At 58.6% G+C, this 12438-nt stretch carries 12 protein-coding genes; 9 read left to right on the forward strand and 3 right to left on the reverse strand.

Annotated features, from left to right (window positions below):
* The first annotated feature begins 5 nt into the window (after nt 1–5).
* Genes ACWORE_RS05715 through ACWORE_RS05730 form a run of 4 tightly spaced genes read left to right on the forward strand, consistent with a single transcriptional unit; the run spans nt 6 to nt 3298 of the window.
* On the forward strand, nt 6–284 hold the full coding sequence (locus ACWORE_RS05715) for a DUF2530 domain-containing protein (RefSeq protein WP_406605614.1): 279 nt from the start codon (nt 6–8) through the stop codon (nt 282–284).
* Between the two features lie 17 nt (nt 285–301).
* Entirely contained in the window at nt 302–1123 is an 822-nt protein-coding gene (locus tag ACWORE_RS05720; protein ID WP_455303099.1) for a glutaminyl-peptide cyclotransferase, read from the forward strand.
* 42 nt (nt 1124–1165) lie between these two features.
* Nucleotides 1166–2668 carry an MFS transporter gene (locus tag ACWORE_RS05725; protein WP_455303100.1) on the forward strand — a complete coding sequence of 501 codons (1503 nt, stop codon included), beginning with the start codon at nt 1166–1168 and terminating at the stop codon, nt 2666–2668.
* Nucleotides 2669–2689: 21 nt separating this feature from the next.
* Nucleotides 2690–3298 carry a DUF2771 family protein gene (locus tag ACWORE_RS05730; RefSeq protein ID WP_296139060.1) on the forward strand — a complete coding sequence of 203 codons (609 nt, stop codon included), beginning with the start codon at nt 2690–2692 and terminating at the stop codon, nt 3296–3298.
* Nucleotides 3299–3381: 83 nt separating this feature from the next.
* Here the strand turns inward: ACWORE_RS05730 and ACWORE_RS05735 are convergent, their stop codons facing one another.
* The gene (locus ACWORE_RS05735; protein ID WP_012731099.1) at nt 3382–3774 is read right to left on the reverse strand and encodes a cold-shock protein; all 393 of its coding nucleotides are present in this window, start codon (nt 3772–3774) and stop codon (nt 3382–3384) included.
* A gap of 456 nt (nt 3775–4230) precedes the next feature.
* On the opposite strand from ACWORE_RS05735, the gene ACWORE_RS05740 reads away from it, so the two are divergent.
* Nucleotides 4231–5013 (forward strand): resuscitation-promoting factor Rpf1 domain-containing protein, encoded by a 783-nt coding sequence (locus tag ACWORE_RS05740; RefSeq protein WP_455303101.1) that lies wholly within the window; start codon nt 4231–4233, stop codon nt 5011–5013.
* Between the two features lie 199 nt (nt 5014–5212).
* Here the strand turns inward: ACWORE_RS05740 and ACWORE_RS05745 are convergent, their stop codons facing one another.
* On the reverse strand, nt 5213–5413 hold the full coding sequence (locus ACWORE_RS05745; protein WP_406605610.1) for a hypothetical protein: 201 nt from the start codon (nt 5411–5413) through the stop codon (nt 5213–5215).
* A gap of 74 nt (nt 5414–5487) precedes the next feature.
* On the opposite strand from ACWORE_RS05745, the gene ACWORE_RS05750 reads away from it, so the two are divergent.
* The 3 genes from ACWORE_RS05750 to ACWORE_RS05760 are packed head-to-tail and all read left to right on the forward strand — an operon-like array spanning nt 5488 to nt 10547.
* Nucleotides 5488–8202 carry a helicase-associated domain-containing protein gene (locus ACWORE_RS05750; RefSeq protein WP_455303102.1) on the forward strand — a complete coding sequence of 905 codons (2715 nt, stop codon included), beginning with the start codon at nt 5488–5490 and terminating at the stop codon, nt 8200–8202.
* Between the two features lie 22 nt (nt 8203–8224).
* Complete coding sequence (locus ACWORE_RS05755; protein ID WP_455303103.1) at nt 8225–9901, forward strand: DNA repair helicase XPB; 1677 nt, start codon at nt 8225–8227, stop codon at nt 9899–9901.
* A gap of 4 nt (nt 9902–9905) precedes the next feature.
* Nucleotides 9906–10547, forward strand: a complete 642-nt coding sequence (locus tag ACWORE_RS05760) for a DUF3239 domain-containing protein (protein WP_296139047.1) — start codon at nt 9906–9908, stop codon at nt 10545–10547.
* A 51-nt stretch (nt 10548–10598) separates the two neighbouring features.
* Here ACWORE_RS05760 and ACWORE_RS05765 read toward each other — a convergent pair whose 3' ends face one another.
* The gene (locus ACWORE_RS05765; RefSeq protein ID WP_455303104.1) at nt 10599–11744 is read right to left on the reverse strand and encodes a hypothetical protein; all 1146 of its coding nucleotides are present in this window, start codon (nt 11742–11744) and stop codon (nt 10599–10601) included.
* Between the two features lie 133 nt (nt 11745–11877).
* Between ACWORE_RS05765 and ACWORE_RS05770 the strand changes: the two genes are divergently transcribed.
* Nucleotides 11878–12438: aminotransferase class I/II-fold pyridoxal phosphate-dependent enzyme (locus tag ACWORE_RS05770; protein WP_455303105.1), on the forward strand; the 561-nt coding region annotated here is incomplete at its 3' end.

Here is a 12438-nt window from a genome sequence, read left to right on the forward strand (position 1 = left end):
CACGTGTGAGCCCTAAATTCCAATTCCACTCCGAACCGCTACAGGACGTTACTCTTCCCCAGCTGCCCCGTGCACTCGAAGATCCGAGGCCCGCTCTCATCGTGGGGATCATCGTATGGGTGCTGGGTGCGGTGTGTTTTGGGCTCACTCGTGGGTGGACTGACCAGTTGGTGTGGACCAGCATTATCGGCGCCGTCACGGGTGTTTTAGGTTATGGGGTTTATATGTGGCAGCGGGAAGCTGTCCGCCGTGGAGCACAATGGGTTCAAGACGGTTTAGATTAACCCTCATCACGGTACTCGTGGGCACCGTTCTTAGTGCAGTGTGCGGACTGATCATTGTCGCGTCGTGGTCACAGCGATCCCGTACCGACGGGGCTTCGCGCGCACCGTCCACTTCATCTATGTCCGCTCGTGGGGCGGTTCCGACCCGGTCGATCACGGTTCTTGACACGCTTCCCTGGCCTCAGGATGCGTTTACTGAAGGATTGGACCGCTTTCCACAGGGGCAGAGTCTGGTCAGCACTGGACGTTACGGCAGGTCAGAGGTTTATTTTCTAAACGACGACGGCCATCGCGCTCATGTTCACTACCTCCCCCGAAAGTATTTCGGTGAAGGAATCGCGGCAACGCCGACCGCCCTGTGGCAGTTAACGTGGAAAGCGGGCCACGCGATCCGACGCGACCGCCAGTCATTAGCGGCGACAGGTTCTGCCCACTACGAAGGCGAAGGGTGGGGATTGTGTTACGACGGCCATAACCTTCTTATGAGCGACGGGAGCAATAGGCTGACCCGGCGCGACTCCAGCACGTTCGAGAAGCGCTCCTCGCTATCGGTGACACTGGGCAGTCGGCCCGTCGGCAATATCAATGAATTAGATTGCGCCCACAACCGCATCGTGGCCAATGTGTGGCATCGCGATGAACTCATTGTTATCGACCCCGCGAGCGGCCGGGTGACCAGCGTGATCGATGCGTCGGAATTGGCCCCGGCGCGGGACGCTACCGGTGAGAATGTGTTGAATGGCGTGGCCAGCGATCCTGAGGATCCCACCATTCTCTATCTGACTGGCAAGTTGGGGCCGCACATGTATCGGGTTCGTGTCGACGGCTTGGGTGGCTAGCACAAATGCATGCCCACCCGACGATGGTGCAAGAATGGGTTCATGAACAACCACGGAGAGCCGCCCACCACTGGCGAGCTACACGAGCCACTGGCCGATGACACGACGCCACGGCCATCTCGTGTTCGCCGTGTGTTGTCGGCCCCTGGCCGCCTGGTGGGTAGCTGGATCGAGGCCGACGGTGCGAAAACCTCGGGCCTGTCGTCGCTGACATACACGACGATCTGCAACTCTGGTGTCGACGCAGCACTCGCGGTTGCTCTGGCGGGCACGCTGTTTTTCTCCGCGACGAAGGGTGAATCGCGCGAAGGCGTCGCACTGTACTTGCTTGTGACCATCGCCCCCTTCGCGGTCATTGCTCCGCTGATTGGGCCCGCATTAGACCGTGTGTACGCCGGGCGTCGTTTTGCGTTATCGCTGACGTTCGCTGCGCGCATTGTATTGACGGTGTGGCTGCTCACGAATTTCCACTCGTGGGTCCTCTACCCCGCTGCACTGGGCATGATGGTGATGAGCAAGTCGTTCGGTGTGCTGAAATCATCGGTTACCCCACGGCTCATGCCGCCAGATATCGATCTGGTTCGCACGAATGCTCGGCTCACGATTTTGGGGCACATTGTGGGCTCGGGTGTCGTCGGAGGCATCGCGGCTGGTGTGTCGTTCCTGTTCACACCTCGCGAAGCGTTGTGGGTCATTATCGTCATTGCGCTTATGGGTTTGTATTCCTGCGTTCTCATTCCGCGGAAAGCAGAATCGTCTCCCGACGAATGGGCCACCACGTCCCCGCTGTCTGTGCCAGGAGCACCCCTCACCGAGGACTCTTCTCTTGACGACGATCCGACGGCCGACGCGAACGCGCCCGACGCGGCAGCCACCGACACTGCGCCAACGGAGTCGGCGTCACAGTCTTCCCCACGTCGGCGTGCCGTCCGCCAGCGCGTCACCCGTGCAGCGCAACAGCTCCATATCGTTCCTTTCCCTCACGATGCCAAGACGTGTTTGTGGTCCGTCATGACCAGCCGGTCTGGCACCGGATTCCTCACGATCTTCGTCGCGTTTGCTGCTAAATCGACCCACGGACTGAGCGCGTGGGAGCAGCTCGCAATGCTGGCCGTTGCGGGCGCCGCAGGAAGCGTCGGCACGTTCTCGGGAAATTTATTGGGAGCGCGGATCCCCCTCGGCGCCCCGCGAGTGACTGTGCTCACGATTGCAGGTATCGCGTGGGCGGGAGTGATCTGTGCAGCCATCTGGCCTGGGCTGATCTGGACCGCGGTCGCGACCTTCGCATTGTCGCTATCTAGTTCACTGTGCAAAGTAAGCCTTGATGCAACCATCCAGGAAGGCCTCCCCGAAGAAGCGCGATCCAGCGCATTCGGCCGCAGTGAAACGTTCGGTCAACTCGCGTGGGTGTTCGGCGGCACGATGGGCATTGTCCTTCCACCGCAGCTTGGCACAGGGTTCATCGCTCTATCCATCATCATCGGCATCGGCTATCTACGGACGCTTTTCCTCGCTGTCAAGGTCCCGCATTTACGACGTCATTAGGGCCTCGCTATTGTGGACGCCATGACTGATCCGGGTTCGTCCTCCAGCTCAGAACCATCACCCCAGGCCCCAGCGCGACGTGGTCGTCGCGGCCGTCGAAAGACCAAGGCAGAGCGACGTCGGGAACGACGCACCATGATCATCGTGGGATCTGTGATGGCTGTCATCGTGCTCGTCGCGATTGTCGGTGGAATTGGGTTCACCTATTGGGAGCAGCGACGCAACTCTGTGGACCCCACCACGGTCACGCTATCGATCACTGATTCTAAGGGGAAGAGCGTCACGGCGGATCCTTATCAGGCCTGCGCACTGGGGTCGACGGACTGCACGGAGAAGTCGATGACAAAGATTTCCCTGCCCAAGGATGGGGAGGCCACTATCGACGTCCCCTCCACGGTCTCTGATACCCAATGGTCGTTGCTGACGATCTATGAGGATAACGCCAAGAATGACGAGTCCGTTTACAAGGCGAAAGACAAAAAGTCGGTCACCATCGATGGAAGTAAAGATGGTTCCCGACTGAAAGTCGCTGAGGTTCATGCCGTTCTGTTGGGCGATAAATCTCACGGTTCTGATTCGTCTGATGACGAGGATGCCTACACCATGGTGTGGGCTATTTCCCCGGAGTAGCGCCTGGATAAGTGGCCGCTTGGAGAAATAGCACGGCGCACGATCGGCGCTATGGCTGCGCCCCACCCCAGGCCTCGAGCTTATTAAGCATCAAGTTCCCGGGCCACAGCGCGGAGGACCTCAGCCACCTGACGGCTTTCTTTCCGCCCTGGGTAGCGTCCCGCTTGGAGACTCGGCTGAACATGTCCTTCTAAGAGCGTCATCAAGTCCTGGATCATACTTTGCAGCTGATCTGGCTTGTACTTATGGGAAGGGCGACGCCGAGGCCGACCGGTCTCCTGAATATCCGTAATCCTGAGCACCTGCGGACCTTTCCGGCCTGCAGCGAACTCATACTCTATTTTCTGCCCCTGGTGTAGTTCTTCCACACCATCGGGTAATACTTGGGTGCCGACGAAGACGTCGTCATCGCCCGGGTTGGTGACGAACCCAAATCCCTTATCGGGATCAAACCATTTGACTCTTCCGATTGGCATGAGGGTTTTCCTTTCTCTGTATTTCATGAGCTGGGTATGTCTACATCTGACTCTGCAACCCTGTGTCGGGTTAACCGTGTATCGAGCGGTGAGCTTGCGACCATCCCAGCGTGGATAGGCGAAACTCCTTATTCTAAACGATCCACAACTTTTAGCCCATCCCGATGTTTCGTATGTAGGTTTTACGTTTTTACTCGTCAATCAACGCGCAGTCCTACCTGCCGCATGCACGAATAATAGTGTTCTTAATCACATTTTAACGGCACTTTTCGTCAATAATTCGGTCAAAATATAGCTTTACGCTGCACTGTTACCCATGTTACTCGCTCCCGACCGACCCCAAGTCGCTACCGGAATGTGACCTTTTCGTAACCTTCATGTAGCGTGGCCGTCCAGTACGTCAAGAAGCGGTCCGCCAAGGACGCCGATTATCGCACAGAGAGGTTATACCCCTTTATGGGACAGCACTCCAAGAACACCAACCGTATTTCTACCGGCGCCAAGGTTGCCCTGTCGGGCTTGGCTATCACAGCTAGCGGCATTGCTGTCGCTCCGTCAGCGTCGGCAGCACCAGATTCCGATTGGGATCGTTTAGCTCAGTGCGAGTCTGGTGGCAACTGGGGCATCAACACTGGCAACGGCTTCCAGGGTGGTCTGCAGTTCGCACCGTCCACCTGGTCTGCATACGGCGGAACCGAATACGCTGCTACCGCTAACCAGGCAACCCGTGAGCAGCAGATCACGGTCGGCGAGCGCGTCCTCGCTGAGCAGGGCTGGACCGCTTGGCCGGCTTGCTCCGCGCAGCTCGGGTTGAGCAGTGCCCCTTCTCAGCGCGATAACGCCTACGCGAACGGTGCTCAGGCTGCCGTTCAGCCCGCAGCCGCTCCTGTTGAAGAGGCTGCACCCGCCGAAAACGCTGCACCTGCAGCTCAGGCTCCTGCCGAGGCAGCCGACGAGGCTCCGACCCCGCAGAAGGCTGTGACGGACCTGGCCGCGACGCAGAGCATCGCTAGCTTGGACCAGATCTTCGACACCATCCAGGCTGCCTTCAACAAGGCTGGCATTCCGATGCCCGCCGTGATCACGGATTACTACCACGCCCATCACGACGAGCTCGTTGGTGCCTACAATCAAGCCATTGGCGCAGCTGTAAACGGTTACGCCGAGGCCACTGCCCAGGCTACGAAGATTTACGACGCCGTGGAGAAGAACTTCCACCCGTCACGCAGCGCTGCATAAGTAACGCGCTTTATAACGAGCACCCCTCGGGAAACACCATCATTGGTGGGTATCTCCCGAGGGGTTTGTTTTATGTAGCCAGGCTATGGGAGCCCGGCATAAGGCACGCTTGACCTAAGCCACGTTGGCAAGCAACCAGCACGCAGTTGAGGCACGCTTGAGCAACACTAGAGCACTCAGCCGCGCAGCTAGCCAGCAATTAGCGCTTAAAAGGCCTGTTCACAGGGGTGTACGGGTGAACGTAGTTAAGCTCGCTGGAATCGACAGGGAACTTCGTGTCCTCACCGTAGGGGCTCGTCGCGCCCGACACGTGGGAGACCACCTCTGTCACAGGGTGCTCGCCCTCCTCTAAATGCTGAGGCCAACCTGGATCAACATATTGTTCTTTATCTTTCGCCATGGCTCCATCTTTTCAGATCAGTGCGTATTAGTCACCCTACTAAGAACGATTGCCCCCGGTTAGAATGGGGGTTTATGTCTTCTCCCGGTTCCGTTCCCGATCGCTTGTCTGAGTGGCTCGCACAGATTAGCGACGATCAACTCTCGCTGATTCTTCGCGAGCGCCTGGAGAATCTCTTCCCGATGCCCGTCGGCAGTGGCCAACTAGCTGCGCGACTGACCAGCCCATTTACGGTCACACAGACTGTCGAAGCCCTCGATATGCTGTCGTCGGCATGTCTCGAGGTCATGGCCGATCTGACGGATCACGGCCGGAACAGCGGTCCTCTAACGGTGTCGGATCTCTACGACCGTCTCACGGAGTCATTAGCCGAGGTCGGCGTCGATGAATCGTCCATGCCGACGAAACAGCATGTTCTCTCCGCGTTGGAATACTTGTCGGAGCATGGGCTTGTCTGGGGCCTCCCCTTCCCCGATACCGCGGATCACGCCACAGTGGAGTCACAATTCCGGGTCGTTCCCGACGCGGTACGGTCGCTGACCTCGCAAATTGCTTTCATCGAGCCGCCCTTGCCGACGGGCGAGGACTGGACAGCTTTGCTGGACACGGTGACTCCCCAAGAACGTCGTGTGCTGCAGCGCCTCCACGACGCAGGAGGCCGAGGAGTCCATTCTCCTGCAAAGAACTCGGATCCTTCTGCCCCCGTCCCCCACCTCATTTCACTCGGTTTGCTGGAGGTGTACGACACCGTTCAATCGACGGGCGGTCGTCCCTCGTCGACAGGCAAAGGCCACAGACAAAGCGGCACGGACGAATCCACACCGCAACCACCGGCCGACGTCTACGTCCGTCTTCCTCTCCGCGTCCATAACTACCTCGCGGGACGCCACGATAATTTCGTACCGACGTCCCTGCGTCCGCCGGAAGGTTTTCATTTCCCGCCGTCGCCCATTCCGATGAAGCAGACGCCCAATGACATTATCGGTACCGTCTCCACGGCCCGCGCGCAGTTGTCGTCGGCAGCCGCGGCAGAAGTGTCCCTGACCCTGTTCCATATGCGGGAGCTTTTGCGGTTCGCTGCGCGAACACCGTTTAAGGCGCTACGTAATTCGGAAATCGGCGTCCGCGAACTGCGGCGTGCGGAAAAAGAAATGTCGGATATCGGGCTTACCCGCACTAGGCTCATTACTCTCCTTGAGCTAGCCCGTGGCCTCGGCTTTCTCGACTGGGGTGATCCGGAATCTCTTTATGATGAGGCGGATTATGGGTGGTGGGGCCCGACGCGCCTGGCCGAAGAGTGGATCCACGCCGACGCCGGCACGCAATGGGCGCTGCTGGCGATGGGATGGTTTGGGTCGCTGGCGCAGACGTGGGTCGTCGGCAAGGATGAGGACGGCAAGAACATCAATGTCTTCGACGAGGAGACGGTGTCACCGGGTGCTCTCGTTCTGCGTCGGCACCTCTTAACTGCGGCGCGCGGTTTTGATCCTTCCGCAACCGGGAAAACGGAGGATGCGTACTCGGCGTACGGGTACATGTATCCGCAGCATGTGGTGTACATGGATCCGCGGGCCGTCCCCAATATGGTGGCCAATGCGGAGGCGTTCGGGCTTATCTCTGGGCGAGCAACCACTGGTGTCACCGACATTCTCCTCCCGCTGTTCCGCGACATTACCCCAGATCGCGAGACACATTCCACGCCGATGGCCGATTACGTGCTACGCCTGTCGCGCACCTACGCTTCTCAGGCGACGTCCCAGCCAGCGTCAGCGGGGAGTGATTCGGTGGAGAGCAATGAGAACACCGGTGATTCTCGAGCGGACACAACAGGTTCGTCGACAACAGATTTGTCGCTCTACGACGCGTATGTCGTCGCTCTAATCCGGCACTGCCAGGCCTCCTTTCCTGCTCCGTCGTCGACACTGATTGCTCAAGGCGATATGACCGTTCTGGCCCCTAGTCCTCTTGATGACACGACAACGAGCATGATGGATCGTATTGCCGACGTGGAAAGCCCCGGGCTGGCAACGCTGTACAGAGTGTCGGAGGACAGTCTCCGCCGAGGGATGGCGTCGGGCCTCACACCTGAGGATATTTCGTCGTTCCTGTCGCTTCGGGTGCTCAATGGTGTTCCCCAGGGGCTCATTTTCCTCATTAACGACGTGGGCCGCTTCTATGGATCATCGGTGCGCGGTGGCGAGGCTTCGTGTTATCTACGCACTGATGATCCGCAGGTCGTCGACGATGTGCTGGCTTCTCCCGCGGCATCGTCGGCAGGTTTACGAAAGATCGCGCCGACGGTGTTGGTGGGTTCGGTACCGCTGGTAACGGCGCTGAGGGATGTGGCTGCCGAGGGGTTCCAGGTTGTCCAGGAAGATGCCGGCGGTATGGCTGTACAGTCGGATTCGGTTGCCCGGTTTGATAGCCACTTTGATCTGTCACCAGCGGATGAGTCCGAGATGCTGACTCGGTATTCGGTAAACGTGACACCCACTCCGGAGGGTGGCATTGCTGGTGCAATTGCCGCGGTTCGTCGGGAGGATGCCGATGACGTCGAGGGACGGGTTCTCACTCACCCGCAGGATTGGGTTCCGCAGCTTTCTCATTATGCGCGGTCGGGAATGCACGTCATTGTGACGTACGTTGAGAAGAATGGCGCAACTAAGCGATACCGCATGGAGCCGTTAACTGTGACATCGGGCTATTTTGATGGGTTCGACGTTCATTCGTCGGAAGTTCGACGTATTGCGTTCCACCATGTCACAAGCATTACGCTCATGGACCGCTGAGCAACGAAAGGAAAGGGTTTGTATGGCGCAGGGCACTAACGCCTTCGATGGGCCTCTTATTGTTCAATCAGATAAGACAGTTCTGCTTGAAATTGATCATCCGAAGGCCGAGGAGGCCCGTGCTGCTTTAGCCCCGTTTGCTGAGCTTGAGCGAGCACCTGAGCACATCCACACATACCGCATTACGCCACTGGCGTTGTGGAATGCGCGCGCTGCCGGGCACGACGCTGAACAGGTTGTCGACGTGCTCGAGAATTATTCTCGCTTCCCTGTTCCGCAGCCCCTGCTGGTGGATATTGCCGACACGATGGGCCGCTATGGTCGCCTGACGTTGCACAAGGACCCGATCCACGGGTTGGTTCTGCACACCACAGATAAGGCCGTGTTGGCGGAGGTTATTCGCCACAAGAAGATCAAGCCCATGTTGGGCTCTGCTATTGCGGATGATGCGTGGACTGTCCACCCCTCCGAGCGCGGTCGCCTCAAGCAGGAATTGCTGAAGGTCGGGTGGCCTGCCGATGACCAAGCGGGCTATGTCGACGGCGAGGCTCATGATATTTCCTTGTCGACGGAGAACGTGGACTGGCAGCTTCGCGATTACCAAAAACTCGCGGCGGATTCGTTTTGGGATGGCGGGTCCGGCGTCGTTGTTTTGCCCTGTGGTGCAGGTAAAACGATGGTCGGGGCTGCTGCCATGGCGAAGTCCAAGACGACGACGCTGATCCTGGTGACGAACACGGTGTCGGGACGCCAGTGGCGGGACGAGCTGATTCGGCGCACCACCCTCACCGAAGATGAGATCGGCGAGTACTCCGGCGAAAAGAAGGAAATTCGCCCGGTGACGATTGCTACGTACCAGGTCGTGACCCGGAAGACTCGTGGTGAGTACCGCGCACTGGAGCTTTTTGACTCGCGCGATTGGGGCCTCATTATTTACGACGAGGTGCACTTGCTGCCTGCCCCGGTGTTTCGTTTAACCTCTGATCTGCAGTCTCGTCGTCGGTTGGGTTTGACGGCGACGCTGGTGCGTGAGGATGGCCGTGAGGGCGATGTGTTCAGCCTGATCGGGCCCAAGCGCTATGACGCACCGTGGAAGGATATCGAGGCCCAGGGCTGGATTGCGCCGGCGGAGTGTATTGAGGTGCGGTCCATGATGACCGAGTCCGAGCGCATGGTGTACGCCACCGCGGAAAAGTCGGACAAGTATCGGTTGTCGGCGTGCTCGGGGACGAAGATTCGCGTGGTGCGGAAGATCATGGCCCAGCACCCCAACGAACCGACGTTGATCATTGGCGCATACATCGACCAGTTGGAGGAACTGAGCGAGAAGCTGAACGCTCCCCTTATCGACGGCAAGACGCGGAATAAGAAGCGCGAGGAGCTTTTCGAACAGTTCCGTTCTGGGGAGATTTCGACGCTCGTCGTCAGTAAAGTGGCGAACTTCTCTATTGATTTACCTGAGGCGTCGTTGGCGATTCAGGTGTCCGGGACGTTTGGTTCGCGGCAGGAAGAAGCGCAGCGTTTGGGCCGTTTGATGCGCCCCAAGCGGGACGGCGGGAGTGCGCATTTCTACACAGTGGTGTCGCGCGATACGATCGACGCCGAGTATGCGGCCCATCGTCAGCGTTTCTTGGCTGAGCAGGGGTATGCGTACCGGATTGTGAACTCGGCGGATTTACCGGACCTTGAGGATGACTAACACTATGAGCACTTTTCAGTTCACCGTGGACGAGGCTTTTAACCGCCAACATAATGAGTTTGTGCGAGATTCTCGTCGGCTCCAGGTGAGTGCCGGCGTGCTCGGTGGGATCCTCGTTATCGCAGCTGTCCTCATCTTTATTTTTGCGGGCCACGACGGTGCCTTCGTATTGTTCGCCATAGTTCTGGGGCTCTTCGGGCTGTTTAGCCTGGTGATGGTTCAGGTCATTCCGCGCATGGTGGGTTCGGGACAATCGTTGTATGACCGGTATGAGCTGGCACCGGCGATGGTTGCTCGCGTAAATCCTCACGACGTTGAGATCATGGCGCTAGTGAATACGTCAGTGAATGCGGATGATGAGCCACGGTGGGCGCTCTCCGCACGAACGGTGGCACGAATTCCGGGTACGGTGCGCGAGGTCGGCGAGCGTATTCCGTCGGTCGCGGTCACGGCGACGAGGTCGGTTCAGCATAAGGATCGGTGGGATGAGATTAATCCCATGCCGATCGGGTGGGCGACGAAGAACCAGAACGTTGTGCGCGATGCCGAGGCTGCCATTGCACCCCAACAGTGGAAAATGCTGGCCGACAACCTTGACCGCATTGACGACGTCATGGGCGCGAAGCGGAACCTCCTGCCGCTTTAGCTGACGGCGTGGTCGACAACCCCTTGGTGCCAAACCTCAGTGAAACGATCCTTAGCGAACAGACCGGTCCTGGAGGAAGTTGGCGGCTTCTTGGGCGCACTCTCTTTGTACCGCCGGAGTAGCCAACGCGTGGTAGCCGAGGTGCTCGGTCACTGTTGTGGTTGCTCCTAGCTCTTCAAGGTTATGAGAAATCGCTTCTGGATCGACGGCGATGGTGTCGCGCGTGGCTTTCTGAACAAGAACTTGGGTCTGGCTGAAATCGTGGTTCTGCCATGTTTCGTTCTCTGGACTGGGCTGGAATAGCCGAGGGTGCTGCAGAACTATGCGCTCGCTATTCCACCTGGCTGCGAGCTCTAACCCAGCAGATGTACCGCTACCGAAGGCCACGATGTCGTAGCCTCGGCCCTCGTCGTCCGTAGCGGTTGTGCTGTCTGATTCACGTGTATCGCTGCGGATACTGCTGAGCACGCCTTCCGCCGCGTCGACTGCGGCGAGTGCATCACGAATGATTCCTTCTGTGCCTTCGGCGTGATCGCTGTACACAGCGTTCCCTTGCGCATCGTCGGAAAGACGCCGTCGTATGAGGGGAAGCTGATAGTCGACGTCGACAATTGTTGTGCCGGAGAGCTCTGCGATCGCGGCGATGGTTGGCCGCCAGAAAATCTCGAGTTCCTGTCCTGATCCGTGCCACCCCGGGCCACCATGTAGCGATACTGCTATCCGCCCTGTGGGGTTTGAGGGGACGAAGACTGCCGTGTTGCCGTCGACGGTGTGCATGTCCGGTCCGTTCGACGTGAATGCCACGCCCGGGATGGAGTGGTCGAGTCCCACCCCGAGAACGAGCTGCGAGGTATGCGTCACGATGTCATTGAGCCGCCCCACTGCCTGCTCGGCGTCCTCTTGCAGCTGACGTTGCTCTCCCGGTGCCTGTTGCTCGCGCTCGGGGGAGAAATCCCCCGGGGAAGAAATAATGTCCCACACCTCTTTGTAGTGGACCGAGATGAAGCTCGCGATCTGGTCAAGCTGTTGTTCCGGAGTGAGGATCGGGTTCCCCGCAAGCACATCATCCGACCGACCGACCCCTTTGTTACCCGCAGAAGAACCGGCCGAGCCAAAGGTGCCGGCCGATGCGGAAACCGAGGCAGAGGTTGGGGACGAAGCAGACGCTGAGGATCCAGAGGTGGGTTTATTGGCCATGGGGCTATTTTATATACCCGGCTAGTTCATACGGCCGTTGTGTTTACAGAGCCGTCGTGTTTGCCCGGAGCCCCGGCCACTCATGACCAGCCCTGTCTGCGGTGTCATCCGCGATGGTGTTTACAATGGCTCTATGACTGAACAGAGCGGTTCACTTTTAACTTCACCGATCGTGTCGCGCCTCCGCGACATCCCTGAGACGATCTTTTCGCGCATCACCCGGTTAGCAGTAGAAAACAACGCCATTAACCTGGGCCAGGGTTTTCCGGACAGCGACGGCCCACGAAGAATGCTGGAGATCGCCTCTGAGCAGATTTTGTCGGGCAATAACCAATACGCTCCAGGTCGGGGTGTGCCGGAGCTACGCAAAGCGATATCTGCCAATCGCGAGCAGAGCTACGGCCAAGTCTTTGATCCGGATACCGAGGTTGCGGTGACCGTCGATGCTACGGAGGGTATAGCAGCGTCCATTTTGGCGTTGGTTGAGCCCGGCTCTGAAGTGGTCCTTATCGAACCTTATTACGACGCTTATGCAGCTGCGGTGAGGTTAGCGGGCGGCCACCATGTAGCGGTCCCGCTGCTCCCAACGACTGACGAGCAGGGGGCCCCGCGCTGGGCATTAGATGTTGAGGCACTGCGCCGCACTGTCTCGGATAACACGAGGATGATTGTTGTCAACACTCCTCACAATCCG

The organism is Corynebacterium sp. c7Ub_26 (assembly GCF_053760365.1).